General features: G+C 62.1%; 21 protein-coding genes and 1 riboswitch. Of the genes, 12 read left to right on the plus strand and 9 right to left on the minus strand.

Translation table 11 applies throughout. The features are described 5' to 3' along the window. Nucleotides 1-121: 121 nt before the first annotated feature. Entirely contained in the window at nucleotides 122-1,162 is a 1,041-nt protein-coding gene (ccsB, locus tag AC1MFI_RS18685; RefSeq protein WP_479821222.1) for a c-type cytochrome biogenesis protein CcsB, read from the minus strand. Between the two features lie 278 nt (nucleotides 1,163-1,440). Between ccsB and AC1MFI_RS18690 the strand changes: the two genes are divergently transcribed. From AC1MFI_RS18690 to AC1MFI_RS18720, 7 genes are all read left to right on the plus strand, one after another. Then, nucleotides 1,441-1,827, plus strand: coding sequence for an ArsR/SmtB family transcription factor (locus AC1MFI_RS18690; protein ID WP_479821224.1), 387 nt, complete (start codon nucleotides 1,441-1,443; stop codon nucleotides 1,825-1,827). After that, nucleotides 1,824-3,779 carry a heavy metal translocating P-type ATPase gene (locus tag AC1MFI_RS18695; protein WP_479821225.1) on the plus strand — a complete coding sequence of 652 codons (1,956 nt, stop codon included), beginning with the start codon at nucleotides 1,824-1,826 and terminating at the stop codon, nucleotides 3,777-3,779. The genes AC1MFI_RS18690 and AC1MFI_RS18695 overlap by 4 nt, the downstream gene beginning before the upstream one ends. Continuing rightward, entirely contained in the window at nucleotides 3,776-4,282 is a 507-nt protein-coding gene (lspA, locus tag AC1MFI_RS18700) for a signal peptidase II (RefSeq protein ID WP_479821227.1), read from the plus strand. Before AC1MFI_RS18695 ends, lspA begins: the two co-directional genes overlap by 4 nt. Nucleotides 4,283-4,600: 318 nt before the next feature. After that, nucleotides 4,601-5,254 carry a DUF3105 domain-containing protein gene (locus AC1MFI_RS18705; RefSeq protein WP_479821228.1) on the plus strand — a complete coding sequence of 218 codons (654 nt, stop codon included), beginning with the start codon at nucleotides 4,601-4,603 and terminating at the stop codon, nucleotides 5,252-5,254. Nucleotides 5,255-5,714: 460 nt separating this feature from the next. Continuing rightward, entirely contained in the window at nucleotides 5,715-5,936 is a 222-nt protein-coding gene (locus tag AC1MFI_RS18710; RefSeq protein ID WP_479821230.1) for a hypothetical protein, read from the plus strand. Nucleotides 5,937-6,306: 370 nt separating this feature from the next. Then, nucleotides 6,307-6,474 (plus strand): hypothetical protein, encoded by a 168-nt coding sequence (locus AC1MFI_RS18715; protein ID WP_479821233.1) that lies wholly within the window; start codon nucleotides 6,307-6,309, stop codon nucleotides 6,472-6,474. A 98-nt stretch (nucleotides 6,475-6,572) separates the two neighbouring features. Continuing rightward, nucleotides 6,573-6,938, plus strand: coding sequence for a DUF4307 domain-containing protein (locus tag AC1MFI_RS18720; RefSeq protein WP_479821234.1), 366 nt, complete (start codon nucleotides 6,573-6,575; stop codon nucleotides 6,936-6,938). 471 nt (nucleotides 6,939-7,409) lie between these two features. Here the strand turns inward: AC1MFI_RS18720 and AC1MFI_RS18725 are convergent, their stop codons facing one another. Further along, a complete protein-coding gene (locus AC1MFI_RS18725) occupies nucleotides 7,410-9,827 on the minus strand; it encodes a transglutaminase TgpA family protein (protein ID WP_479821235.1) in 2,418 nt (805 codons plus the stop codon). A 338-nt stretch (nucleotides 9,828-10,165) separates the two neighbouring features. Here AC1MFI_RS18725 and AC1MFI_RS18730 point away from each other — a divergent pair, with 338 nt between their 5' ends. Beyond that, entirely contained in the window at nucleotides 10,166-10,918 is a 753-nt protein-coding gene (locus AC1MFI_RS18730) for a DsbA family protein (protein ID WP_479821236.1), read from the plus strand. Between the two features lie 107 nt (nucleotides 10,919-11,025). On the opposite strand, the gene AC1MFI_RS18735 is transcribed toward AC1MFI_RS18730, so the two are convergent. After that, complete coding sequence (locus tag AC1MFI_RS18735; RefSeq protein WP_479821237.1) at nucleotides 11,026-12,003, minus strand: cytochrome c oxidase assembly protein; 978 nt, start codon at nucleotides 12,001-12,003, stop codon at nucleotides 11,026-11,028. 285 nt (nucleotides 12,004-12,288) lie between these two features. Further along, on the minus strand, nucleotides 12,289-13,200 hold the full coding sequence (locus AC1MFI_RS18740; protein ID WP_479821238.1) for a C40 family peptidase: 912 nt from the start codon (nucleotides 13,198-13,200) through the stop codon (nucleotides 12,289-12,291). A 2-nt stretch (nucleotides 13,201-13,202) separates the two neighbouring features. Further along, nucleotides 13,203-13,423: riboswitch (cyclic di-AMP (ydaO/yuaA leader) on the minus strand. 430 nt (nucleotides 13,424-13,853) lie between these two features. Between AC1MFI_RS18740 and AC1MFI_RS18745 the strand changes: the two genes are divergently transcribed. Further along, the gene (locus tag AC1MFI_RS18745; RefSeq protein ID WP_479821239.1) at nucleotides 13,854-15,038 is read left to right on the plus strand and encodes a heparan-alpha-glucosaminide N-acetyltransferase domain-containing protein; all 1,185 of its coding nucleotides are present in this window, start codon (nucleotides 13,854-13,856) and stop codon (nucleotides 15,036-15,038) included. A 267-nt stretch (nucleotides 15,039-15,305) separates the two neighbouring features. Here the strand turns inward: AC1MFI_RS18745 and AC1MFI_RS18750 are convergent, their stop codons facing one another. Both AC1MFI_RS18750 and AC1MFI_RS18755 read right to left on the minus strand, forming a co-directional pair. Beyond that, the gene (locus tag AC1MFI_RS18750; RefSeq protein WP_479821241.1) at nucleotides 15,306-16,133 is read right to left on the minus strand and encodes an SURF1 family cytochrome oxidase biogenesis protein; all 828 of its coding nucleotides are present in this window, start codon (nucleotides 16,131-16,133) and stop codon (nucleotides 15,306-15,308) included. 278 nt (nucleotides 16,134-16,411) lie between these two features. Further along, a complete protein-coding gene (locus AC1MFI_RS18755; RefSeq protein ID WP_479821244.1) occupies nucleotides 16,412-16,870 on the minus strand; it encodes a DUF3817 domain-containing protein in 459 nt (152 codons plus the stop codon). A gap of 425 nt (nucleotides 16,871-17,295) precedes the next feature. On the opposite strand from AC1MFI_RS18755, the gene AC1MFI_RS18760 reads away from it, so the two are divergent. Both AC1MFI_RS18760 and AC1MFI_RS18765 read left to right on the plus strand, forming a co-directional pair. Then, entirely contained in the window at nucleotides 17,296-18,813 is a 1,518-nt protein-coding gene (locus AC1MFI_RS18760; protein WP_479821246.1) for an LTA synthase family protein, read from the plus strand. Nucleotides 18,814-19,000: 187 nt separating this feature from the next. After that, nucleotides 19,001-20,413 carry a TrkH family potassium uptake protein gene (locus AC1MFI_RS18765; RefSeq protein WP_479821248.1) on the plus strand — a complete coding sequence of 471 codons (1,413 nt, stop codon included), beginning with the start codon at nucleotides 19,001-19,003 and terminating at the stop codon, nucleotides 20,411-20,413. A 1,294-nt stretch (nucleotides 20,414-21,707) separates the two neighbouring features. On the opposite strand, the gene AC1MFI_RS18770 is transcribed toward AC1MFI_RS18765, so the two are convergent. The 3 genes from AC1MFI_RS18770 to AC1MFI_RS18780 form a co-directional block, all read right to left on the minus strand. Further along, on the minus strand, nucleotides 21,708-24,251 hold the full coding sequence (locus tag AC1MFI_RS18770; protein WP_479821249.1) for an AMP-binding protein: 2,544 nt from the start codon (nucleotides 24,249-24,251) through the stop codon (nucleotides 21,708-21,710). A gap of 235 nt (nucleotides 24,252-24,486) precedes the next feature. Continuing rightward, complete coding sequence (locus tag AC1MFI_RS18775) at nucleotides 24,487-25,320, minus strand: cytochrome c oxidase assembly protein (RefSeq protein ID WP_479821250.1); 834 nt, start codon at nucleotides 25,318-25,320, stop codon at nucleotides 24,487-24,489. Further along, entirely contained in the window at nucleotides 25,320-25,883 is a 564-nt protein-coding gene (locus AC1MFI_RS18780; protein ID WP_479821251.1) for a DUF2243 domain-containing protein, read from the minus strand. The genes AC1MFI_RS18775 and AC1MFI_RS18780 overlap by 1 nt, the downstream gene beginning before the upstream one ends. A gap of 494 nt (nucleotides 25,884-26,377) precedes the next feature. On the opposite strand from AC1MFI_RS18780, the gene AC1MFI_RS18785 reads away from it, so the two are divergent. After that, the gene (locus tag AC1MFI_RS18785) at nucleotides 26,378-26,539 is read left to right on the plus strand and encodes a DUF4396 domain-containing protein (RefSeq protein WP_479821291.1); all 162 of its coding nucleotides are present in this window, start codon (nucleotides 26,378-26,380) and stop codon (nucleotides 26,537-26,539) included. The last annotated feature ends 134 nt before the right edge of the window (nucleotides 26,540-26,673 follow it).

Consider the following 26,673-nt stretch of genomic DNA (forward strand, 5'->3'; position numbering starts at 1 on the left):
GCCGACGCCGATTTGAGCCGCACAGGAGCATACTACGTGGGACAGAGAGCCTTGCAATGGCTGTCGCGGGCTCTCGCTGCCGGATAAAGGGCCGGTAACGGCTCCCCTGCAAGGCGTCCGGCTAGACCCCTGCGTAACTGTGCAGTCCCGAGAAGTAAATGTTCACGATGGTGAAGTTGAACACGATGCAGAGGTACCCGACGATCGACAGCCAGGCGGCGCGCGTCCCCGTCCAGCCTCGCGTCGCGCGGGCATGCAGGTAGCCGGCGTAAACGGTCCAGATCACGAAGGTCCAGACTTCCTTGACATCCCAACCCCAGTAGCGTCCCCATGCCAGTTCGGCCCAGATAGCACCGGCCATCAGGGTGAAGGTCCAACCGACGAAGGCGAGGGCGTTGAGGCGGTAGGAGAGGTTCTCGAGGCTGAGGGCGGAGGGGACCAGGCGGAGGAATTTCGCGGTGTCGGCCTCGCCGGCGAGGAGCTTGGCCTCCCGCGAGGTCTGCAGGAGCTGCAGGATGGACATGGCAAAGGTGATGGTGAAGAGCGCCGAGGACGCTACGGCGATGGACACGTGCACGATCAGCCAGTAGCTCTGCAGGGCCGGAATCAGCCGGGCGACGGGCGTGGGGAAACCGACTGTGGCGGCGCACAGCATGATGACGACGAGTCCCACCACGAAAGAGCCGACGAAGCGCAGGTCCTTGCGCGTGAGGGTGATGAGGAAGATGAGGGAGACGAGAAAGGCACCCGTGGTGCAGAACTCGTACATGTTGCCCCACGGCACTCGGTTTGCGGCAATGGCGCGGGTGGCGACGGCTGCACCGTGGATCAGCGCGGCCAGGACGGTCAATGAGACTGCGACACGGGCCAGCCCACGCCGTGGGCCGGAGCCGTAGTCCATAGAATCGTCGGCCGTGACGGGCGCCGACGACGTAGTAGTGCCCAACGTCGTCAAACCCGCCGCCCCTGCCCCGATACCCGCAAGGGCGCGCGCGGAAACGGCCTTTTCATCGGCGAGCCGTGACTCGAGGGCACCGATGGTCGAGCTCGATTTCACGAGGTCCAGCACGAAGAAGATGAGGGCCACCACGTAGGCGATGGAAGCCAGCAGCATGAAGAGCTCGCTGACCTGCCCGAGCTCGGCGTTGACTGGTTGTGGCATCAGGTGTCCTTTGCGTTGTCGTGCGACTGCCTGGAGCCAGCTGCCGACACGGCTTCCGGCACCCTCCTTCGTGTTGCGGGGCCCAAACTGCACCATTTTGGCGAAGAAGTCGTCCATGCCTGCCAATACTTTCCCTGGTCAGCATGTGAAGCTCTACTCCATCAGCAGCAAGCCGTCGGCCCCTGCGGTCGGCCCATCATGCCTTAGGTGCCAAGTCGCTTTGGTTCGACGGTACAGCATCAGACGATGACATCACATTATCGCGCTATCATCGTCTCATGGCGATTATACCTTCGGTTTCCGCTGCTTCGTGCAGCCAGTTCAATCCTGCAGTGGCGCTGTTTCATTCGCTGAGTGATCCAACCCGCTTGAGCATCGTGAAGCGTATGGCTGGCGGTGAGGTTCGGGTCGGTGACCTCACCAGGGAATTAGGCCTGGCCCAGTCAACCGTGTCTGCCCATGTGGCATGTCTGCGCGATTGCGGCCTGGTGGAAGGCCGGATGGAGCGCCGCAGCGTGTACTACTCCCTGTCCCGCCCGGAACTGATGGACCTGCTCGCCCATGCAGAGGTTCTGCTTGCCGCTACCGGCAACGCGGTCAGCCTGTGCCCGAACTACGGCACCGGCAGCACTGATGCCGGCCTCACGATGGAGAATGCACAATGAGCGACGCTTGCGGCTGTAGCGACAAAGAGACAGAAACCGGCGAGTCCGAGGATGCAGAGGAGGCCGTGGGTTTCTGGCATGTCCGTGAGGTCCGGGTGGCTGCCGTCGCCGGTGTCCTGCTCCTGGTGGCGTGGATCGTGTCGCTGACCGGCGGGCCCCAGTGGTTGACGCTCCCCTTGGAGGTCGCCGCATTGCTGATTGCGGCCTGGACGTTCGTTCCCTCCACCCTGCGGCGCCTGTTCAAGGGCAAGATCGGAGTCGGGACCCTGATGACAATCGCTGCCGTCGGCGCTGTCGCTCTTGGGCAGTTCGAGGAGGCCGCCATGCTGGCCTTCCTCTACGCGATCTCTGAGGGGCTCGAGGAGTACTCGCTGGCGAAAACCCGCCGTGGTTTGCGCGCCTTGCTGGATCTTGTCCCGGCGGAGGCGACCGTCCTGCGCGGCGGCGCCGAGATTACTGTCGACCCCGCGGAGCTTGTCCCCGGCGACCGCATGGTGGTCCGGCCCGGGGAGCGCCTTGCCACCGACGGGCGTGTCGTCACCGGTCGTACGTCCTTGGACACCTCCGCGCTGACCGGTGAGTCCGTGCCCGTCGAAGCCGGACCGGGCAGCGAGGTCTACGCCGGATCGATCAACGGCACCGGCCCGCTGGAGGTCGAAGTAACCAGCACCGCGGAGAACAACTCGCTGGCTAGGATCGTCCATATCGTGGAGGCCGAGCAGTCCCGCAAAGGCCCGGGCCAGCGCCTGGCCGACTCCATCGCCAAAAAGCTCGTCCCCGGCATCCTGATCACCGCCGCACTGATCATCGTCTTCGGTTTCATCGTCGGCGAACCATTGCTGTGGTTCGAACGCGCCCTCGTGGTCCTGGTCGCCGCCTCACCGTGTGCCCTGGCCATCTCCGTGCCCGTCACGGTCGTCGCTTCTGTCGGTGCGGCCAGCCGCATCGGTGTGCTCATCAAAGGCGGAGGCGCCCTGGAAACCCTCGGCAAGATCCGCACCATCGCGTTGGACAAGACCGGAACCCTCACCCGCAACAAGCCCGCCGTGATCGATGTCGTTGCGACCCGGAGGGCCACCAAGGAACACGTCCTGGCCCTCGCGGCGGGTCTGGAGGCCCGCAGCGAGCACCCGCTCGCCCGCGCCATCCTCGCCGCCACCACGGACCGGGCGGCCATCACCGACGTGAACGCCGTCCCCGGCGCCGGCCTGGAAGGTCTGCTCGAGGGCAGGACCGTCCGCCTCGGCCGGCCGGGCTGGATCGACGCCGGCCCGTTGGCCACCGAGGTCGCAAGGATGCAGCACGCCGGCGCGACCGCCGTCCTGATCGAAGAAGCAGGCGAGGTCATCGGGGCTGTCGCGGTCCGTGATGAGCTGCGTCCCGAAGCCCCAGAAGTCATCGCACAGCTGAGCGCCTCCGGTTACACCACCGCCATGCTCACCGGTGACAACCTGATCACCGCCACGGCACTGGGTAAGGCCGCCGGAATCACGGAGGTCCATGCCGATCTCCGGCCCGAAGACAAGGCCAACATCATCCGCACCCTCCAAGGCCGTGCCCCTACCGCCATGGTCGGTGACGGCGTGAACGACGCCCCCGCCCTGGCGACCGCCGACAGCGGCATCGCCATGGGCGCCATGGGAAGCGACGTCGCGATCGAAACCGCGGACATCGCCCTGATGGGCGAGGACCTAAACAATCTTCCCCAGATCCTCGACCACGCCCGCAGGACCCGATGCATCATGCTCCAGAACGTGGGGTTGTCCCTGGCGCTGATCGCGGTGCTGATTCCGCTCGCGCTGTTCGGCCTGCTCGGCTTGGCCGCCGTCGTCCTCATCCACGAACTGGCCGAAGTCGTCGTCATCGCCAACGGTGTCAGGGCAGGCCGGATCAGCCGTAGAACCACGCCCAACGCCGCTCAGCCCGCCCCGATGCTGGAACCGGCAGCATGAGCGCCGGAACTGCTGCGCCGGCCGCGGACGCCCGGCGGGCCCGACGCTCCAGGACGGTGTTGCTTCTGATAGCGGCGGTCCTGGCCGCAACCGATCTGGCGGTCAAAGCTGTAGCCGAAACCCTGCTCTCCACCGGCGCGACGACCGACCTCGGACCACTCAACATCAAGCTCCTCTACAACCGTGGTGTCGCATTCAGCCTCGGCGCGGATCTGGCACCCTGGGTCGTCATCGCCGCCACCGGCCTGATCATCGCCGCCCTGACCTGGTACACCATTTCCTCCGCGCCATCCCTGACCGCCCTCTCCAGGACAGGAGCGGCCCTGCTGCTCGGAGGCGCGATCGGGAACTTCATCGACAGGCTCGACGGGCAAGGAGTTGTCGACTACCTACACAGCGGCTGGTTCCCCACCTTCAACCTCGCAGACGTGTTCGTCACCACCGGAGTATCCCTCTTTGTCCTTGGCACCATGCTCTCCTCGCAGACACGAACCGAAAAGTAAGTCCTCCCCCACTCCCACTCTTCGCCTGCCGCGCGTTGGTCTAGGAAGGCACTCGTTGTGCCGTCATCGCGGCCGCAACGGAGCTTGGAATTGATCCGCCGGGGAGGCCGTCAAGTTCATCACCGCGGTCATCACCGCGGTCATCACGAACAGAGCTAACCTCAGCTCTGACACCCGGTTCGGTGCAATGGGGAGGTAATCCAAGCTGGTGCAGCCTCGCCCACAGGTACATTGGCTCAAGGTCGACAGGACCGCAGGGCATACGTTTGGAGCTGCGGCCACTACCCGGCGGCGTTTCACACACCGAAAGGCATTTCATTGAACAGGAAACGGTCTCAGGAGAATCAGAACCGTCAGGAGCGCCTGGCTGCCATTCAGGCTCAGCAGCGTGCCAGTGAACGCAAGCGCAACGCCCTGGTCTTCGGTGGGATCGGTGCCGTGATCCTCGCTGTCATCATCGCGGTGTCCCTCGTGATCGTGAACCAGGTCCAGGTGAACCGTGACCGTGAGACCGCGGCCGCGCAGCCCATCGAAGGCATCGCGGAATACCCCGACGTGACGTTCAATCACGTCGAGAGAGCCGTCGAGTACGAGCAGTCGCCCCCCGTGGGCGGTGACCACAGCCCGGCCTGGACCAACTGTGGCGTCTACACCGAGCCAGTCCCCAACGAGAACTCAGTCCACTCCATGGAGCACGGCGCCGTATGGCTTATGTACAACCCAGACGTCAGCCAGGCAGACATCGACAAGCTCACCAGCCTCGTCGGAACACGCTCCCACGTGTTGCTCAGCCCCTACCCCGGCCTCGACACCCCCATCGCCGCCAGCGCGTGGGGCCTGCAGCTCAAGGTCGACTCCGCCGACGATCCACGGCTCGGCACCTTCCTCGACAAATACATCCAAGGCGAGCAAACCCGCGAACCCGGCGCCACCTGCTCCGGCGGCATCACGCCAGCGGGACGAGCCTCCTGAGGCCCATCTGTCTCAGCTAGCTGAACTGCCCTGGCCCTCGGTAGGACGGGGCGTATCTAGTCGGTCGACTTACGGGATATCGAAATGGACCGGCGGTCCATCCTCATTCGTCTCGGAAAACATGAGGTGGCTTCGGCCGGGCAACGCATCACTACTTAGCAGGATGAGTGATGGTTTTGCCAGGAAAGTAACCGGCTGAGACAACCATTTTTTCTTACGGCAGTAGGTAACTGGTCTGTGGCTCGTATGCGATGCGTTGCGAGCTGCTCTCTGAATCCGGCTCTTCACCGTAGTGCAACAATTCAATCGCACATTTCCGCACGGCACTGAACCTACGTTTGACCGCCCGATTGATCGGCGCGCCAGCACCCTGGTCGCCACTTTGCACGGCGAAAAGCGAGGTCGGGCGCCGGTAGGGTCGATGCAAGCCTTCGCCCTTCCGCGTCACTCTCACGTCTTCGTGGATGAGTCCAAGACAGGCAGCTACTACATCGCCGCCGCAGCCATCTCGCCGGCGGATGTCACCGCAACACGATCAGCTATCAGGGGCCTGCGGTACAAGGGAAGCTCCTCCATCCACTTCAACAGCGAGAGAGATGCAACGAAACGCGCGTTCCTCAAAGGTGCGGCCCTGACGGGTGTGAAAACCATCGTCTACGTCGTCAACGGTCAACCCCGATAAGCCTGCCCGACCCGCCTGTCTAGGAGCCCTGATCCAGGGTCTATGTGACGCCGAAGCAGAACGCCTCGTCCTCGAGCAGGACGACTCCCTTGCCGCCGCAGACCGACGAATCATCCACGCCGAGCTGGCAGGTACCATGCGCCAGTATAGGACCACGGCGGCGTTGGAAGTCAGGGAATCACGTAGTTAGGGGTCAGGTGAGTGTCAGAAGTTCAGCGACGCTGAACACGAGCACTACCAATTTTGATGACAAAACACCTGCCACCTAAGCGGAAAGTCCTTTGCCCTATGCTTCAAGTATGCCAATTTCTTGCCCGATACATGGCATCCACGTTCATCCAGTCGTCCTCAGGCGGCGCGGGAGTCGACCTTGAGCAGCGTCGCCATCCCCCTGCTGCATGACATCGAAGCCCTGGCTTGTACAGCGGTTGCGTCGTCAATCGGCGTCGATGGTGGAGCTTCTACATCTGCCGGTGTCGTGATCGATGACATCGCCGTAAATGCCCAGTACATGTCGGGTGCGGATCTGAACCGTTGAGTGGTCCGGGAATGAGCACATCATCTGCTCCTCAACGTGGGTCCTCTGCGGAACGATACGGACGACCTAGTACCCGCCTGACGCCACGATCAAGGCCTGTGCTCTTAATCCTTGCCTTAGTGCTCGCCGTCATTATTGCCGGTTTCCTGTCTTTGACGAGCACGGAACCGGTGAGCAGCAAGGACGTGGGCTTCAACGTGGAGCAGGATGGGTTCACGTCCGTCGATTTTGAAGTGATTAAAGACCCCGGGGCCACCGCACAGTGTGCAGTGCAGGCATTGAGTGAGAACTACGCGGTAGTTGGCTGGAAGATTGTTGATATAGGCGCGAATGGGGTGGATGAGGGAGCTGACCGAGGACGTTCCACTTCCCATCGCGTGCAATTGCGCGTGGACTCACCAGCCGTGAGCGGTGGAGTTAATGCATGCTGGATCGTAGAGGACTCTGAATCATTGGAGGGCTGATCGGTCAATACAGCCCACGCCGTGCTGCAGTTCATTGGTGGGAGCCTAAAGCAGAAACTGCCTTGGTGAAATAGGCGTCGACAGTGGTGAAGGTCGAGGTGACGGAAAGTAGCCACTAATGGTCAGTCCGGCCGGCAGCGGCACCGTCCTAGCTGCGGCTGGACAGCGGTAAAAGTTGCCGACGGAGCCAACCTAGATGATGAGCATTCAGACCGGCAAGTAGATCCGGGACGGACCCGCTGCCGTGGACGAGACAAGGAGCCCCTCCGAGTTGATAAAAGTACATCAATCAACTACTACCTGTAGAGCCGAAGTAATTCAGTCGTTCAAAGTGCGGCTTGTCCCTGGTCAGTGTCGCTTGTGATGCACGAGAGCCATACAGATCTGTAGCGGGTGGAAGGCACCAACCCTTGCGACACCGGTGGCGGTGACGCAATCCCATTGCAATCCCATAGTGAGAGGGCTATACGGCTATCGGCGGGAGCTGTCCCGGAAGCGGTTGAGCAGCGACTGGGGAAAGAGGCGGGCCTTAAGGCGGGTCGACCAAGAGCTGCCGTGACGGAGCGCCCGCGTCACTGCATCGACGTCCGCCCAACGGGGGGCTGCCGCTGGGCGCACGAGTACAGCCGGTGGCTGGGCTCCGGTGCTTTCTCCTGTCCTGCTTCCCAGACCGTGATTGGAGTATTCCTCGTGCTCATAGGCGGTTTTGAGCCGCGAAAGCGACGTTGCAGGTTCACCCCTCAATGAAGCATTCGTGGCGAGGCGTTCGGCGAATGTGCGGGGGGTGTCCGTGGGGTTGAATGGATAGCCAAGGTCGCCGGCGATCTCCGTCGTTTCAGCCCAAGCCGCCGTCGCTGCTCCATTGCTGCTGCCGTCAACGTCCACGACGACAGACCGTCGTCGTGCTTTGGTCCGCGCCACTCGCAGGAGCAACGGAAGAAGAGCAAGCAATGCAATGCCGACGACGGCCAAAAGCCCCATACCGGACCTCGCATAATCTTGGGGGCCCGCTGACTGCGTGCTGCCCCCGGCGTCAGGCGGCTGAGTCGCGGTGTTGGTCTGTCCATTCGCGCCGGGTATAGCGCCGGGGTTGGGGGCGTCGCCGTCATCGGCCCGTGGGCCAACCGGCGAGAAGGACTGCTGCGCATAGGTGGGTACGACGCCCCGAGACGGGGTCGGTTCGAACTGGACCCAGCCCACGCCCTCGAAGTACAGCTCGGGCCAGGAGTGCGCGTTGCGGGAGTCGACCACGAACTCGCGCAACTCCGTCCCGCCGGGACCCTCGCTGGTGTTGCCCGTGGGGCTGCCTGGCGTGTAGCCGATAGCCATCCGGGTGGGGATGCCCGCCGCCCGGGCCATAACGGCCATGGTGCCAGCGTAGTGGACGCAATACCCGGACTTCGACTCGAGGAAGCGTGCCATGACGTCCATACCACTGCCGTCGTACCCGCCGTCCACCGGTGCTTCCTCCGAGTAGGTGAACTCGGGTCCGCGCAGGTAGCTCTGAATAGCGAGGGCCTTGTCGTAGGGGTTCATGAACTCGCCGGTGACCTCCTCGGTCCTGGTGCGGACGATTTCGGGCGTGTCATCCGGCAGCTGCATGAAGACCTCGGGTACATCGTCGTAGTCGGACGGGCCGATGGCGCTAAGGCCTTCGCGCGTGAGCTCGGCGGAAGTGCTTTGCACGAGGTACTCCTGGCGTGCGGTGGACCCGCCGTCGGTCGCGAGGATCGACAGGTTCGCGGGGTCCCAGGCCCAGGTGCCGGAGAGGTTCGTGATGCTCACGGGTGCGTAGGGGGCCAGCAGCCACGGGCTGGAGTAACTCTGTGTGGTGACGCGCGTGAACACGGTGCTGCCAGCCGGCGGGGGCTGCGGGGCGCCGTCCTCGGCACCGATCTCGGCGACGCCCTGCTCGCGGTCGTCGAGTCTCTGGTCAGGTTCCCATCGTCGGCCGCTGAAGTCCTCGAGGGTCACCGCTCGGAGGTATAGGGGAATATCCGAGTTTGTGGAGTAAGCGATCCGCCCGAAGCCTGTGGGATTGCGCAGGTCGTTGCCGAGCGTCACTGCCGGATTGAGGCCGGTGGCGTTGCCCCATACGTTGAGCCGCGCGCCCTGCGGGAAGGCGCCGGAGTTGAAGCCGGGTACGAACAGCGGCAGGATCACGGCCACGGCGAGGGCCGCCGAACCGATGACGGCGCTACGCCCCGCGAAGCCAGAGGAGGCCCGCGCGCCGCATGATGCGAGCCGGTTCTCGCGCCACTGCGCGGTCGCGAGGAGCAGCAGGTAGGCGAGGGAGGTGGCGACGAAGGCGAACATCCCGACGCCGTTCGGCTTCACGATGGCCGGCGCGACCAAGACGGTGAGGAGCCCGAGGCCGCTGGCTGCGGGCATGCGCATCGTCGCCGCGAAGAGGTCCACGATGATGGTGATGAGCCCCAGGGCTGCGCACGTGATGAGGAAGATCCCCGGGCCGGGCAGCACGGGAGCCACCTGAGAGACGACCGTCTCCTCCGCCTCAGCAAGGAGACGCCGGAGCTCGAGCGAGGTGCCTGGCCCCGGCATGACGCCGAGGATGCTCTGCCGGGGGAAGAACTGGGCGGTGAGGGCTCCGACAAGCGCGAGCACCCCCACGAGGGCGCCCAGCACTCCATTGAGGCGCAGGGCCCGCGTCAGCGCCATCGCCAGCAGCACCGGGACGAGTGTGCGGACCACGGGGCCGAGCCACGTCCAGGGCTCCACGACGCCGTTGAGGCTCGTCGCGGCGGCGAGCACAGCCAGGAGGGACGCGCCCGTGACAGCCCAGTGCCAGGGATCAGCAGAGGGTGCTGGCCGTCGCGACGAAGATGCGTGCTCGGTAGCAGGAGTGGGGCGGGAAAGTGTTGAAGTCATGCCGTTCCCCTCAGGGTGGAACCGCGGCCGGAGCGAGGTAACTCCAACGGGCCGGCTGCGGCAAAAAAGCGGTCCTATGAATGGTGCCCGGCAAGTACCATGCACCTGAGGTTCGAGCAGCACCGACTATGACACTGTCCCATATCGTTCCAAGCATCCTAGAAGTGTTGAGGTCTTGTCGGAAAACCATGCCCCATAAATGGTTCACGGTACGATGTATTTGATGTGCCACGGTGGCGGCATCTCGGAACGGGACGTTCCGATACATGACCCGTCCGGCTCCGCGAATAGGAAGATCTGTTCGACGGTGTCGGGTGTGACAGGATCGGCACCTTTTTATGAATCCCTGGTTTGCGGCAATGATTCCTCTGTCCATCATCCTGGTGCTGGGTTCGATTGCCTTCTTCATCGGATTCAAGGGGTACCTGTCGAACGACCGCGATGAGACCGGCCGAGATCCCGAGCCTTCGCTTCCATCCTTGAGCTCCTCATCGGGTTTTCAGGCAGAGTCCGATACGGCCATGGCCGACCGTGCAGCACAGCAGGCTGCCCTGCGGGACGCGATCATGGCCAGTGACCGTCTGATTGCGCGTGCATCTCACGAGCGGGCTGTCCTGGTGCAATTCATCGACCTTTATGCGCCGGGCAGCATTTCTGTTCAGGAGTTCCTGTCCAACCTCCGCACGGATTACTCGCGGAGGATCACCTTCGTCGCCCGTCACCTGCCCAGCAATGATCAGGCGCTCCTCGGCGCGGCAGCTCTTGAGGCAGCTGACCGTCAAGGTTGCTTTTTTCCCTTCCTGGAAGCACTCACCCTTGATGCGGACGCCCAGGAATTGCCGCGCATGCACACCCGCCTCACCATCGACGCCTATGTGGCTGTTGCCCGTGAACTCGGACTCAATACAGGCCGGTTCGAAGCCGACATGACCAGTACTGAGGTGCAATCACGCATTGAAGCCGACCGGGCCGAAGCCACGCCCGTCGGCGTGAGCCGGGCGCCGGCACTGATCCTCCTGGATGACCAGAACCATAATGCTTTGACGTCTCTCGAAGACTTCCGCGAAGCTGTTCGATTCGTTGCAAGCTAGGAACAAGGCTTCTCTCGATGCCGCCCCAGACGGACGGGTAAGCGGAGCTCACAGCTCACCTCACGACCAATGACGTATGGGCGCAGCGCTCACACGGGACAACACGCCTATCGCTGGCGGTCGTGGCGTGCAGCGCGTTGCCTGAGCTGCTCGAGGTAGTCGTTGTAGGCGTCGAGTTCCGGTGTTCCCTCCAGGTTGTGCTTCCGGTCGATGGCCCGCGATGTCACGGTGTCATCGCGTTGCCAGCGCACCATGATGATCAGCAGCATCAGCACCGACGGCAGCTCCCCATAGGACCAGGCCAACCCGCCGGCGATACCCTGATCGGTCATCGGATCAACGTCCCATCCCGCGGGCAGAGTGCCGAAGAAGTCGACGACAGGTGTGGTAGCCATCATCAGGACGACGCCGAAGAACGCATGCAGCGGCATTTCGGCGAAGATGTCGAGGAACCGGCCGAAGTGGGACTGCTTCACCGGCAGTGGGTCCGTCGATAGCACGGGGACGGTGAAGAGCACACCGGAAATCAGGAACAGCAGTTCCAGGGTGATGTGCCCGTACCAGGACGGCAGCATCGCGTCGGCGATACCGCTGAGGTAGACACCATAGAAGCTGACGAGGAAGACCGGGATCATGAACGCCGGATGGAGAACAATCCGGGCGGACCTCGAGCGCAGTCCTGCGTGGGCGAGCCGGAGGATCGGGCGCCCGAGTCCACGGTGCGGGGTTGCCCGTAGCAATAGGGTGCCGGGCCTCCCTAGTACCAGAAGAGGGGGAACGGCCATCATGAGAGTCAGCTGCTGGAACATGAAGACGGAGAAGATGCGGAGCCCGTAGCCCTCGACTCCTGCGCCCATGGTGATCATGATGATAATGCAGCCCGATAGGAAGATTGCCGTCCGCCATACCGGCCAGGACCGACCAGTGGACCACAGGCGGATGGCGCCGGCTAGGTACAACAGGCCAAGCACCAGGGCGATGGCAGGGATCAGCGGGATGGGTTGCAGTGTCGGCGCCAGGTAGGTCGCCCATGTCGGTGGGGCTTCGGGTATCCAGACCGGCCCGCTAACCCACGGATTATTCACTGATGTCCAACCATCCCAACGTCACGGTCTCGCCTGTGATTTAGCGTATCGAGCCCGGAGCGCCACATACGGCACTCAATGCCATCCTGCCCAGAAACGGAAGCAGAAGCATAACGAGCGGTACCAGCAGTTCGTGCCGGACCTTCACCCTGACCGTCATCCAAGCAGGTAGCGACGGGAGCGCAATAAAGAGCCGAGCGCGCATTGAAATAGCGGCAAGCACCCCCGTCCAGGGCACTTGCCGCTACCTCAGCTTAGATCGACCACCTGACTGAAGGGGTGGGGTTAGCCGCTAACCCGCACGAAAGAGGATCCGGCGAGGTCAGACAGGGGGTGCTCCATGGTGGCGTTGATGCCGTTCATTCCGCTGCTGATGACCTTGCCGCCGCCGACGTAGATGGCGACGTGGCCCGGCCGGATCACGAGGTCACCGGGTGCTGGGGTGGCGACGACAGTTCCGAACTGGAAGAACTGCATCGGGCCGAGGTCTCCGACGTTCTTGCCGATCGAGCGCAGGGCCCGCTCGACGAGGACGGTGCAGTCCTGGGTTGAACCGATCTGGGCATAGGCCGAGGCGACCAGGGCTGCCCCGACACCACTGGCGGCGACGGTGGGCTGCGACGGAGCGGGCGTGATCGGAGCGATTGAGGCCGAGGTCAGGGAAATTCCTGCAGGCGCTGCTGCAGGAGCAGGTGCTGCGGCCGGTGCACTGTAGAAGACCTGGTTGGCAGGTGCGGCAGCCGGAACCGTGGCTGCGCTGACAGCAACACTGGCAGCGGCGCCGCCGGAGAGCTTGATCTGCTGGCCCGGGTAGATGACCGAGGCGTAGGACAGGCCGTTGCTTGCCAGCAGTGCGTCAAGGTTCACGCCGTGCTTGGCAGCGATAACGCCCATCGTGTCACCGGAGGCAACCGTGTACACGCCGGCAGCAGATGCTGCAGGAGCCTGAGCGGGTGCAGGTGCAACGGTGGCTGCGGGAGCCTGTACAGCAACAGCGCTGGAGGTGTCCTGCGTGTAGGTCCCCGCCTGGGCAGCGGGGGCTCCGACAGCGAAAACGAGGCCGCCGGTAGCAGCTGCAATGATGGCCGGCTTGCCCAGCGCCGCAGCGCCGGTCTTCGCGGAATACGACAGGCCCTCGAGGGCGATTGAGTGGGTGACGACCGCGCGGTGGCGCGCAGGAATGGATGAACGTGACATGGTGATTGCCTCTCCCATGCCTGCGGGGTGAGCTGTCGGGTTCGGATGGGAGTCACCCGGCCGTCGTTCAAGCCTGTGCATTCCTGCAGTCGCGGACGCTACTTCAGGTCGTGCCTAGGTTGTCGGATCGACTTAACCCCAAGGATCATCGCACTCACGTGCTGTGACCCGGTGGAAACGTGGTTCCCCCGTCCCTGCCAACTGGGTTTTACGAACGGGTCCCGGAAGCAGTGGCAGGGCTCGGCATTCTGCGCGGGAGGATGATCTCGACGGGTGCCGGGATCACTTGAGGAGAATACCTCAGGGCGGTATCAATAGTCACGTTCAGGTAACGCAACCCGGCGTGTTGTGCAACACGCCGTTAGAAGGGCCGCGAAAGAGGCCCTGCAGAACTGCCAACCGCGCTGTTCGCTCGGACGCCCTCACCGCTGACTCCGACCTACATGCGAACCCTAACTCGCCCGAGCACCAGCTTGGTTTGAGTATGTCGACTCGACCCGGGACCACCAGAACGGTCTGATTGAGGACCGGACTATCGTTTGCTTTGATGACCACGTAGGTGTCGTCCCGGCGATGTCCGTTGTTCATGAAGCGCTCTGAGTGGCTTCCCGACGGGTCAATGGTGGCGCGGGACACTGTGAGACTATCTGGAAGTGCATACGAAGCTTTTCCCAGGGCGATTGACCGGAATCGATGCAGCTCGCGGAATTGCTCTTTTTGGCATGATGAGCACCCACATTTTTCCGCTCTACTCACCAGGTACCAGCAATGCAACGTGGATAGCGCTCGTTTTTTCCGGCAGGGCATCAGGTCTTTTCGCCGTTGTTGCGGGAATCGGGCTCGCCTTCCTGACGGGTGGAAGCTCGCCGCACCGAGATGGGGCCCTCGCTGCAGATCGTAGGGGCATCGTCATCCGCGCGCTCATCATCGCTCTGACTGGGTTGGTACTCGGCGGAGTGGAGACAAACATTGCGATCATCTTGTTCCACTACGGCATCCTGTTTCTCGTCGCCCTGCCCTTCACAGGTCTGCCGTTCAAGGCTTTGGCTGCATGGGCTGTTGCTTGGACACTGCTGTCACCGGTTGCCGCGTACCTTCTGCGGCCACTGGTGAGGGAAAATGTAGACCCGTCCTCGTTGGGTGCGAACCCGACCTTTGAACACTTTTTCGAACCCCGGACACTTTTTGCCGACGTCTTTCTCACGGGTTACTACCCCGTCCTGCAATGGCTAAGTTTCGTCCTGATCGGTATGGCCATCGGCCGCCTCAACCTCCGACGCCTCGGCGTCCAGCTAGGACTGCTTGGTGCAGGACTCACAACGGCCATCATGGCAAAGCTGATCAGTGCCGAGCTGCTCGGACGCGGAGGCGGGCTACAAGCCCTTTTGAGGACGCCCGACGGAAACGCCTACCCCCTTGAAACAATGCTCAACGTAGGCCTTACCGGGATCAACCAGTCCGGGTCGTGGTGGTGGCTCGCCGTCAGCGCACCGCACTCGGGCGCACCGCTGGACCTTCTGCATGTAGCCGGATCAGCCACAGCCACGATTGCTATCTGCTTCCTGGTGACACGCAAGTACCCGAACCTACTCCTGCCGTTGTCAGCGACCGGGGCCATGACGCTGACGCTGTATTCGCTGCATATAGCCGTCATGAGCGCGGCCGGCCAACTGAATCCATCACCCGATGCAGTGCAACTGTTCTGGGTACAAGTGGTGATTGCGGTAGGGCTCGGCATTTTCTTCCACCGGTTGAAGGTCCGAGGTCCTCTTGAGCTTCTCATCTCGGGTGCGGCAGGTGCTGCCCGGAAAGGTGACTGGAAGCAAAACAGTCTGTGAGGGCAGGGCTTGATCTAAGAGGAAACGGTCGTGACCGACTTCATGAGTGACACGATCAGACGCCAACCGGCGGCGACGGAGCACGCTGGGTGATGGGGTGGAAGATGCTCTGAACGCATTCGGCACCACTTTCGTGGACGGTTTTGGGAGAACCACTTACTGATGAACGTTGCCAGACGGCACGCGCTGTCTATTGGACAGTTTCATCCAAAGGATGGCCCACAGTGTTGACCAGGAGAGCAGGAGTGGCGGGTTGGGGGCGACTTACTAACGGATGCCCTGCGAATCGAGGATGGCGTCCTCTTCCTCCTCGGAGGAGGGGCGACGACGCTGGCGGACCGGGCGGTTTACAGCAGTCCCGTCCTGCTCGGCGTTGATCCTTCGCTGCTGCCGTGCCGCGTACCCCAAGCCGATGAAAACCAGCACTCCGAACGCAAACCACTGCAACGAGTAGGAAAGATGCGGTCCCTCATCGACCGAGGGCTTCGGGGCAGCAACTGGTGTCTGTGCTGCTGCTGGCTGTTCGAGTGCCAAGAGCCCGTAAGCAGCACCCTGCAAAGGGTAGTCCACCCTTTCCGCGAGGGCAGGAAGATTAATCGACGCAATCTGCCCCTCAGGGGCGCCACGGTTCACGGTTGGCTCACCCGGCTTCATTCTTGCGGTCACCTCGACCTGGCCAGCGGGTGGTGCCGGTATCTCGTCGGGTCGCCCGGGCTTGGCGTTGCCAATGGGCAGCCAACCGCGATCGATAATCACAGCTGTTCCGTCCTCGAGCTTCAAGGGAGTGAGCACCTCGTAACCGGGTTGTCCGTTCAGCGGCCGGTTTCGGGCGACCGTCTGGTTCGCGACGTCGTACGTACCCGTGAAGGTGATGGGCGTCCACTCTCGGGTCGGGTCAAAACTGTCAAAGTCGTTCACCCCCGGCACGTAGCGTTCCGGCGCAGCGTCGTAATTCGCTTCAATGCGCCGGATGTCCTCCACCACCGCCTCACGGCGCTCCAGTTGCCAGCGTCCAAGTCCCACACATCCCGCGGCAAGCACGATGACCATTGCGAGCCACCCCATCCATTGAGCGGAGAATAGGAAGCGATACATCTAGTACATCTCCAATAAAGATCTAAGGGTCAAAGAATGTTATCTTGAGGCAAATTTAGCCCCACAATGGCACCTGAGCTGAACGAATAACAGCTACTGCGAGTTGCCGTGACACCGGCAGGCGGTGCTCCGCTGACGGAGCGCAGGATCGTGTAGCCGTTCCCCGCCTGCGCTGCACATCTTCGACATTCTGCCTTCCCTATAAGTCCATCGATAGCGTTTCGGGTAGGAGTTGCTCCGGATTATATGAATTCTGCAAATTACGCATGGCGCGCTTTTCAGCTCGAGGATCCTGGCGGGCCTACAAGTAGCAGGGCAGTGAAAACGCCTGAGATCCCGACGATGGTGACGACCAGTGCGACGAGCGGGCTCCGCAGAACCGACGCTTGGAGTTGCTCGAGCAAGTTCCGCGGCGACTCCGCACCAGGAGCGAGGCGCCAAGCGGCGCTCAACTGCCCGCGTCGCTCGACCCAACGTTCATACGGAACCGTCGCGAAGGGAATGATCGCCGAGGCGAACCCGAGGAGGCCTGTTATGAGCGACCAGCGCTGATTGACCCAGACGAACGCGGTCGTGACCACGAAGCACAGGAAGACGAACCCATGTACGGCTCCGGCTGGCGGTACGAGGGCCTCCGTGGTGCGGGTGACGTACTTGAAGAACATGCCCAACAGCAAAAAAGCCCAGGTCAACGCTTCTGCCACAGCGACGGTGCGAAAAAGCGTGCGGGGATTCATGGTGTGCTCCTAATCAGTGGGCGGCGGACCCAATTCTTCCATCCCGGCCACAGACGCCCTATTCGAGCAATCCCGACTTCTGCCTGTGTTGCTTACGAACCGACATCCGAGGCATGCCCGTGTCGAGCTACTGAGCTCCTAGGATCCCAGCCATGAGAAGTGGGCTTCACTGGCCTTCGAAACTCGCCAGGGGCGCAAGCTGCAGTGACAGCCATGCGGTCCGTGCTGCGGTGGACGAACGATGACTCACAGGTGAACAACGTTGAACGGCTCGCTTAACGGTACTAGGCTTTCAAAGGCCCGAGAAAGGGTCGGATGTCAAGGGTGTTCGGCGAACACGCGGGCATCGTCGAACGCGAGGTGTTTCCATGCACGGCCGGATTTCGAACGTGACCCGACGGGTCGGCGTCGTCGTGGGACGCATCTTGGTCTACGTCCTGATTTGGGCGGGGCTTGTGCTGCTCATCGCCGCCGTCGGTATCCGTTTCTTTTGGGGCAAGATCTCCGTGAGTCAGATGCTCCTGAACCTCGTCTCCGTGGAAACCGACGGTGGAGGCGGAACCATCATCTGGATCGCCGTTCTGGCCGTCGGCGTCGCTCCCCTGCTCATCACCGTCGGGATCGCCCTGTGGCAGCACTCCCGGCGCCGCAAGCGCCGCAGCACCAACAGTGTCACGCGTCCGCTTCGTGCTCAATGGATCATGCGCATCGTTTCCACCGCTTTGGCGGCCGCGGTGGTCGTCGGCGGCACCACGGCCTTTGCCAGCACGGTGGGTTTGAAGGACTACGTCGACGCGGCGAACTCTCCATACGACCTTGGCGACTACTACGCGGAGCCGACCGTTACCAGCGACAAGGACAAGCGCAACCTGGTGCTGATCTACCTCGAATCCGGCGAGGCCACCCTCGCGAACGATCAGCTGTTCGAGAAAGACGCGTTCGCTCCTCTTAAAGAGGCCACCGAGGCCTCGGACGGCTGGCAGAGCGTCGACGGTCTCCAGCAATACGAGGGCGGAGGTTGGACCATGGCCGGCCTCGTCGGGACGCAATGCGGCGTCCCTTTGAAGGGCGGAGGGCAGGCCGCGGGTATCAGCAGCGCCCTCAGCGGAAGCGCCCTCAACGAGCTCGGCGGTCGTGTCGATACCTATTTGGGAGGCACCACATGCCTGGGTGATGTCCTGGACGAGAACGGCTACACCAACGTCTTCATGGGCGGCGCCAACGCCTCCTTCGCGGCGAAGGACACCTTCCTGGGCAGTCACGGTTACTCCGAGGTGAAAGGGCTCTCCGACTGGCGCGCCGCTGGCGAACCGGAGGAGAACTTCCGCAGCGACTGGGGCCTAAGCGACGAGCGTCTCATGGCCAACGCCAAGAACGAGATCGATAAGCTGCACGCCCAGGCGGAAAAGACCGGCCAGCCGTTCAACCTCTCCATGCTGACGCTGGACACCCACGAGCCGGTGCACGTCTACGACTACTGCCCCGTGGACACGCAGGACGCGCTCACCTCCGTGTACTCCTGTTCCATGACCCAAGTGACCGGGTTCGTGGAGTACATGGAGGAAAAGGGCTACCTCGACGACACCGCCGTGGTGATCATGGGCGACCACCTCAAGCACATGAGTGTTAGCGACGCCTTCCACGAGCAGCTGGACGACAACAACAACCGGACCATCTTCAATCGGATCTGGATTCCAGGCGGGGACAAGACCACCACGCTGCGCCCCGGCGTGGACCAGCTGAACATGTACTCCACCATCCTGGAAGCCGCCGGCCTGACCCTGAAGGATCGTGAAGCGGGGCTGGGCGTGTCCGCCTTCGCCCCGGAGATCCCGCCCGATTCAGCACAGGCGATGGAACCTGATACCTATGCCGCACTGCTGAACTCCCTATCCCCAAAGTTCTACGCAGAGGCCTGGGCTAACGAGGACGCCGTCCCGTAGCGCTGTCCGTTTTCTACCCGAGGGTTCAACCGCGCCAAAACGGTCAGCTGACGGCCAAGATTCTACTGAGCTACGCGATCCGTGGAATTCCTGAAATCGAAGCCACAGCGGAAGTGATTTACTCCTCGGGAAACCTTTTTCACCGCCGCATCCGCGGCGCAGGCAGCAACGCGCAGGGCGGGCGTCAATGGTAAGTCAACAGCCGCGGTGGCTGCGGGGCGATCAGAGCAAGTATTTTCGCTTCCTAGGTGGAATCCGCGATTTCCTCGACTCCTTCGCCAACTCTTCGCCTGCCCGGCTCGCCCTCTTCATCTTTCTGGCCGTTATCCTGGTTTTCACGGCACTCCTCAGCTTGCCCGCATCCTCGGCAGACGGCACTGTTACACCCCTGCACGATGCACTGTTCACCGCCGTCTCGGCGGTTTGCGTCACCGGGCTCACCGTCGTGTCGACCGCCGCGCACTGGTCATTTTTCGGTCAGCTGGTCATTCTCCTCGGGATCTTCATAGGGGGATTGGGAACCCTGACCCTTGCCTCGCTGTTAGCACTGATCGTCAGCAAGCGGCTCGGCGTCCGGGGCAAGCTGCTCGTGCAGGCATCCATGAACAATGCAAGCCGACTCGGCGAGGTCGGTACCCTGCTGCGGATCGTCATCACCACGTCCATCGCCATCGAGATCGTGCTGGCCCTGGTGATGATTCCCCGCTTCATGGTGCTCGGTGAACCATGGTGGCAGGCGATCTGGCACGGCACCTTCTATTCCATCTCCGCGTTCAACAACGCCGGATTCACTCCCCACTCGGACGGGCTTGTGCCCTACGAAACCGACCTGTGGATTCTGGTCCCGCTGATGGTGGGCGGGTTCCTCGGCAGTCTCGGCTTTCCCGTCATCATGGTGCTTCTCCAGCTCAAATGGCGTTACCAGAAGTGGACCCTCCACACCAAACTCACGATTGCCGTCTCGCTGATCCTGCTGATCGTAGGAACCATCGCATGGGCAGCCCTGGAGTGGGCAAACACGCGGACCATCGGCAACCTCAGCGCATCCGACAAAATCATTCATGCCCTCTTCGCGTCAGTCATGACAAGGTCTGGAGGATTCAACCTCGTGGACCAGGGCGCCATGAACTCCACCACCATGCTGCTCACCGATGCCCTCATGTTCGCCGGTGGCGGGTCAGCGTCAACAGCGGGTGGCATCAAAGTAACCACGATCGCCGTGATGTTCCTCGCGATCGTTGCCGAAGCACGCGGTGATTCCGACGTCCGCGCCTGGGGGCGAACCATTCCCCATGAAGCCATGCGCGTTGCCATCTCGGTGATCTTCATGGGTGCAACGCTGGTCCTCGTGGCCACCGGACTGATCCTCGCGATTTCCGGCGAGGAACTCAATCGGGTGCTCTTTGAAGTCATCTCCGCCTTTGCCACGTGCGGGCTGAGCACCAACCTCAGCGCCGAGCTTCCGCCCGCAGGCAAGTACGTCCTATCGGCCCTGATGTTTGCCGGACGTATGGGAACCATCACCCTTGCTTCCGCCCTTGCGCTGAGGCAACGCAGCACGCTGTATCACTACCCGGAAGAAAGACCTATCATCGGCTGAAAAGCCAGCATGTAACGCACCAGCTCTGGTGATCAACCTGGGCATTTCGGCGCAGCCACAGCCGAGCAGCACGACCATGATCGCGTAGACCAGCACGCCAACCGGAAGTGCCCCATGTAGTAGACCCATAGTACTTTCCCTATGCCCTTGTCGGCGTCGTCGTGCGCGTATCGCGCGACCACCGGGCATCGGCCGCTGCCAGATCGTCCAGCCCCGTCATCGTCGTCCCCTCACGACCGATCGAGCACTGATCAGCCTTTAGTGGGCACGATGGCGAGGGCAACGACGCCGGATAGCGCCCCATGGAAGCACACCGCCGCCGAGGACGGGCTGGGTTTGCTCTCACTCCGCGGCAGCGTGCCGTGGGACGGAGGGGTACGGCGCGGCTCAGGGCAGGACACAGGGAAGGATCTCACCCCGCTCCCCGTGCAGGGCGTCCGGTTAAACCCCTGAGTAGCTGTACAGTCCCGAGAACTAGATGTTGACGATCGTGAAGTTGAAGACAATGCAGAGGTATCCGATGATCGACAGCCAGGCCGCGCGGGTCCCCATGATCGGGGCGATGGTTCGTGCCAGACCTTCAGGGCACCCCGCCGACCCCTATTACGTGACAGCACGGGTGCTGTAAACCTTTGTCCACCCGGTATCAGCACCTGACCGTCGAGATTGAAGAAGTCACCGCTCAATTGCAGCTCATCCTGGACTCCTACGCGCCGATGCTGCAGGACCTGCCTGGTGTTGGTACCGATGTCGCATCCCAACTGCTCGTCCCGTTGGGAGACAGCGGCAACGGGTGAGCAATGAAGCCCAGTTCGCGGCGCTGACAGGTGTTGCCCTTGTTCCTGCGTCGGCATAGCGACCTCGGGGTTTTGGTTGCCACGGCGGACGATACGACCGTGACGCTGGGACACATCAAAATCAAGGTGATGCTCCCTGAAGCACAAATTGAATACGAGGGGACTGTACATGAAGGAGCGCCGACGGACATCGGGGGTGAAGGTTCCGAATGTTCGTCGACGCTCGGACCCGGCAGGCCGGGTCAATCCTCATCGCATATGAAGATGATGCAAGCATACAAGTCGAATCTGTAAAGTACCTGGACAAAATATTCGCCAAAAATCTCGGGCTTCCTGTCAGCACCCGCGCACTGTAGCGCCATCGGTAGCTCTGGCAATCACCTTGCGGGAGTGGTCTGAGAGCATTCATGGCCTACGTTGCCGATGGATAACTACCCCCGCGGCATTCCATCAACCGGAGAACTGCCCTCTGACGAGGCGAAGCATTTCTCCGAGGACTAGACCTGCGAGATTGGTTCTGGAATGGAACTCTTTGAACTGGTCCGTAACTGGCTGACTGCGCTCATCACGCGCATGCACAACGCCCAGTACGCTATTCCGGCGGTCAGTGATGCTGCCACGGCCAGTACCGGACTGATTGAGACCAGGGGCGGGTAAACCAACCAATGAACCAGATACGCGTATAGAGAGGCGCTGGCTAGCAACATCGTCAGGCGGCGGAAGCCTCTGGGCACCGGGATGCTGGGCACCCAGATGAGCAGCAGGATCCCCACCAGCAGTGTTCCCTCCCTGTCAGCATTCTCAAAGAATCCCGGAACGGTCAGGGCTGCAACGGCTGAGACGATGCAGCGTTGGATCACGTTGCGGGTCCGCGCAATGGCCCAGCCCAGCGCGAAGAGCCAAAGTGCTGGCGCCGTATGCGCAATATCGAGGTCGACCAGCTCGTACCGGGTGAGCAGTCCCGCGCCGGTGAGGACCAAGGGGAAAAGCAGGGGCAAGCGCCGCTCGATTCGGTCCGCCCACGGAATTGCGAGCAAGGCTGTCATTCCCATCAGCAGGTAAACAAGTACTTCGATGAACCAGAAGTGCCACTGGGTGGTTACCGCCTCCGGACCGATGATGGCATTGAGAAGCACAATGTTCGCTAGGCCGTACTTGTCCGTGATCAGGTAGGCCACCGTAATGAAGGCGACACTCGGCACGACGACCCTGGCCAGGCCGATCAGTTGCCGCCGCAAGCGCGCGGACCGCTCACCGGCCAGCTGGAACCTGGCGAAGTTGTATCCGGCAACTGCCATGAGCACGTGGGCTGTGCCCTGCCAGCTGAACAAGCCAACGTGGGTACTGACAATCAGCACAATCGACACCGCCCTCAACACGATGCTCGTTTCCATTGGCGCGAAGAACCGCCGCAGCTTCCATACCGGTACTTCGCGGGGCCGCGGCTCCAAGTCCCGGACAGACGTTACATGCCAATCCGGCGGCAGATACCCCAGAGCCTGCTCGAGCCTGACGGACGCGGCCACGTAGGACAGTGAGTCCCCACCCAGTGACACGAATGTGTCGCTTTCCGCAATGTCGGCGCGTTCTAAAATGTCCTCGAAGATCGTCCTGACGTTATCAGGCCCGGTCACGGCGGCGGTTCCGGGTTCAGGCTCCGCTGGTTCAGCTCGGCAAAGGGCAAGGACTGCCTGGTAGTCCAGTTTCCCGGTACTCAGCCTGGGGAGGTGGTCAACGGTGTGCACTTCAATGGCAGCCCGTGGCAACCCGATGTCCTGTGCCAGGACCTTGCCCAGTAGGTGCGTGTCGTGGTCACCTTCGACGGCAACGACCAGGCCGTCGTCTGTCCCTGCGCTGGCAGCCTGCATGCCGAGGTCCGCCAGAGCCCGTTCCACCTGTCCGAGATCAACGCGCAGTCCCACAATTTTGACGAACCGGTTACGTCGCCCCACCACTTCGTAGACGCCGGCGGGATGCTTCCGGGCAAGGTCGCCCGTACGCAGTTCGCTAATCGTCCTGCCTGCAGCGAGATCCTCCGGGGTTTCGGCGTAGCCGAGCATGACATTCGGGCCGGTGTACACGAGTTCGCCATGCTCCAGTCCGGGAACGGGGTCGATGCGGAACGAACCCCCGGGTACGGGAACGCCGATGGCGCCCGGGACGATGGCTGCCAATTCAGGTGGCAGGTAAGCCATCCGGGCTGTGGCCTCTGTCTGGCCGTACATCACGAACAGTTCCCACTTCTGCCGGCGGCCGAGCTCGGCATAACGTCGCACCATCTCCGGTGCAAGCCGGCCTCCAGCCTGGGTGATGTAGCGCAAGCTCGACAACTCCATGTCCGCGAAGCCCACCCGGTCCAAAAGCTCAAAAGTGTAGGGAACGGCCGCGAATGCCGTCGCTCCACTGTTTCGAAACAACTCCCAGAAGCACGGGTCAACGACGGACAGGTCGGTCAGTACCAGCCCGGCCCCGCGAAGCAGGTGACTATTGATTACTGAGAGTCCGTAACAGTAGGACATGGCAAGCGTCGTAGCCGCACGGTCGTCCGAGCTGATGTTCAGGTAGGCAGCAATGGACTCGGCGTTGGCTTGCAGGTTGGCATGCGAAAGACGCACAAGCTTGGGTGAACCCGTGGAGCCGGACGTACTGAGCAGGAGGGCCAGGTTGGGGTGCAGTTCGTGCCGTGTGCCGGGCCTGAACTCCTCAAAGATGATCTGCCCGTCCCCGGAGCGCAGCGTGACGTCGGGATCATAGGCCTCAATGAGGGACTCCAAGGCGGCGGGTTTGTCTCCCGGAAGGAGGATTAGCGGGTGGCCGGACGTCAGGGCTGCCAGGTAGGCAACGAGCGAGTCCAGGTCATTGACCGCAGCGAGTGCCACGAGGCGCCGTACTGGGCCGAGACGGAAGGCAAGGGCACCAACACGATCGGCCAACTCTCGGTATGTCAAGGTCAGGTTATCGGTAAAAATGGCGGGCCTGTCCCCGTAGCTCGCGAGATCAGCGGCAAAGGACACCCGCGCGGAATCTAGCTGCGTGGTCACCCGAGCTAGCATATTAGATAAGGCTAACCTAAGTAAAACAGCGTCGTGAGTGCCGGACAGACTAGGTCCGACCCGGGAAAGTTCGTCCTCGACATGAGTATTTGTCTTATCACTCGCATCCTAGGACTCGCTGAAAGCGACGTTGCAGACCCTCATAGAAAATGCAGCATCAATCCCACAGCCGCTCGTTCATACTGTCTCGAAAACCTAAGGCGATTCAACCGGAAGGGCAGTGTCAGGTCCGAGTGTCGGGCGAGGCTTTCATCCCTGCCAGTGTGCGGCGGCGGCGGGGGTCTGGCCGCCACACCGAAACCATGGCGAAAGCGAGGATCAGTTCGGCGATGTCTCCGCCGTAGTACATCAGATTTCCGGCCTGGCGCAGTTCGATGACCGGCGCGGTGACCTGGACGAAGAGTCCGGCGTAGAGCAGCTGGGAAATAACGGCATGTGCGGTGATGGCGACGCCAAGTACGACGAGCCGGGCCGGAACCGAGGGCCGCCGCGGCGCGGGGTCGGGGCCGGCGATCACCCAGGTGAAAAGGTACCCGGCAGCAAGGAAATGAGCGTGAACCGCCCAGTGCAGCGCCGGTGTCCGCGTGACGGTCTCATAGAGCGGCGTAAAGTACAGGACAACCAGCCCTCCAACGTTCAGGACCAGTGCGGTCACGGGATGAGCGAGAAAATGCAGTGGCCCGGACGCGAGGGTCCGACCCAGGATTTTCCCATACCGTCGGGGCAGGGAACGCAGCAGCAAAGTGATCGGCGCGCCGAGGACCAGCCCGATAGGCGCATACATTCCGATCAGTAGATGCTGGTACATGTGGGAGGGCAGACTGCCTTGCGGATAGGGCCCCGACTGAGGCACTAACCCCAGTGCGAGCAGCACCACCCCGACGGCGAACGATGCGGTGCGCCATGAGCTCCAGCCCCGCGGCTCCACGCTCCGCTTGCGGGCGAGCACCACGTAGCCCAGGAGCAGGACCGCGAGCAGGAACAGCGGTACGCCGACCTCTAACGCTCCAGCGCCGTTCCCAACGTGGGCACCATGAGTTCCGTCGTTCGAGTCCATCAGCTGTTGGCGGCGGCAGAACGACCCGTCGATACGTAATCCACGGGCTTACCGGAGCGCTGCAGCAGCCACCCGCCCACAACTAGGAGCACCCCGAAGACCAAGAACAAAATGTCCGCCAGGGTCTGGTACGGGCCGCTAATCACGTGGTGAATACCCAGAATGTGGTGATTTACGAGACCTTCAACAAGATTGAAAGTCCCGAAACCGAGCAGGACCCACCCCCACAAAACCCTGGAGGCCCATACACGGCCCCGGGACTCAATGACCCTGGAGTAAAGGATTCCCAGTCCGATGAGCACCGCCAACCATGTCACGGCATGGAAGAACCCATCCCACAGCGTGTTCATCTGCAGCCCGTGAACGGTAGTAACCGGGTAGGAACCAATATCGATGTTGGCTGTGTCGGAACTGGAGAGCATGTGATGCCACTGCAAAATCTGATGCAGCAGAATCCCGTCCACGAACCCGCCCAAACCGATCCCCAGAAGCACACCAGGCAACACGATCGATGGGGGAACGTCCCCCTGATTCTCCGTGGATGCTGCACCCGGTCTCGCCATGTCCACTCCTTAATTCCGTGAAACTACCCCACCTCCTACACGGTAGGCGCATTAGAAGGCCCTGACGGGCGAGTTTGATCCTTCCTGTAAACGCCCGGCCATGCCAGAGCTCCTGAGGCGCACTAAGACGGACGGATGATCTCGCTCTGCCAGAGGTTGGGACGCGTCTGACCGGTCTCCGGAAGAAGTGCCGCTACGTTGAGGGCGTAGCGCCGCTTCTATGATCAGGCGGTAGTTGATTGACTGTCGCTGATCGGGCGAAGAGATCATCGGTAGCGAGTCGCGCGCTCTAGCCCAGCGCTCAAGCTTCGCGACCGCGAACTCGGAGTGGAGTTTAGTCTGTACGCTCTTTCCCGCCCGTGGGAGGGATCTCCTTCGATGATTAGGTGTGCGGGAAGACCTGTGTCTGAAGTGGTGGTTTTGGGATGAATCATGACCGAGACAGGTGAAGCCAGGGCGGACTGTTCATGCTGTGGTCGGCATCTGACATTGGCATGGGTAGATGGATGCTGGCCATGCACTTCGGGAACTTTATGCCTGAGCCCACCGACATCCGCTTCTTCTTCCTTATGCAGATCGGGCTCGTCCTAGGTTTTCTCACCGCGTTCCCAGCAGTCCGAGCACTTATTCGACGCCTAGGTAACGTCACCGCATAACGATCGAAGCGTTGTTGGAGGGCCTGGTCGAGGGAGCGTTGTAAGTTGCTCTCTGAACCCGGTCCTTCATCGGAGTGCGACGGTTCGATCGCACATTCCCGCACGGCACTGAATCTGCCTTCGACCACCCCATT

The organism is Arthrobacter sp. BC5, assembly GCF_056680255.1.

Coding starts and splice junctions, on each gene's coding strand:
- ccsB (WP_479821222.1), bottom strand. CDS start 1,162: ATGCCACAACCAGTCAACGCCGAGCTCGGGCAGGTCAGCGAGCTCTTC.
- AC1MFI_RS18690 (WP_479821224.1), top strand. CDS start 1,441: ATGGCGATTATACCTTCGGTTTCCGCTGCTTCGTGCAGCCAGTTCAAT.
- AC1MFI_RS18695 (WP_479821225.1), top strand. CDS start 1,824: ATGAGCGACGCTTGCGGCTGTAGCGACAAAGAGACAGAAACCGGCGAG.
- lspA (WP_479821227.1), top strand. CDS start 3,776: ATGAGCGCCGGAACTGCTGCGCCGGCCGCGGACGCCCGGCGGGCCCGA.
- AC1MFI_RS18725 (WP_479821235.1), bottom strand. CDS start 9,827: ATGACTTCAACACTTTCCCGCCCCACTCCTGCTACCGAGCACGCATCT.
- AC1MFI_RS18730 (WP_479821236.1), top strand. CDS start 10,166: ATGAATCCCTGGTTTGCGGCAATGATTCCTCTGTCCATCATCCTGGTG.
- AC1MFI_RS18740 (WP_479821238.1), bottom strand. CDS start 13,200: ATGTCACGTTCATCCATTCCTGCGCGCCACCGCGCGGTCGTCACCCAC.
- AC1MFI_RS18750 (WP_479821241.1), bottom strand. CDS start 16,133: ATGTATCGCTTCCTATTCTCCGCTCAATGGATGGGGTGGCTCGCAATG.
- AC1MFI_RS18755 (WP_479821244.1), bottom strand. CDS start 16,870: ATGAATCCCCGCACGCTTTTTCGCACCGTCGCTGTGGCAGAAGCGTTG.
- AC1MFI_RS18765 (WP_479821248.1), top strand. CDS start 19,001: ATGGTAAGTCAACAGCCGCGGTGGCTGCGGGGCGATCAGAGCAAGTAT.
- AC1MFI_RS18775 (WP_479821250.1), bottom strand. CDS start 25,320: ATGGACTCGAACGACGGAACTCATGGTGCCCACGTTGGGAACGGCGCT.
- AC1MFI_RS18780 (WP_479821251.1), bottom strand. CDS start 25,883: ATGGCGAGACCGGGTGCAGCATCCACGGAGAATCAGGGGGACGTTCCC.
- AC1MFI_RS18785 (WP_479821291.1), top strand. CDS start 26,378: ATGGGTAGATGGATGCTGGCCATGCACTTCGGGAACTTTATGCCTGAG.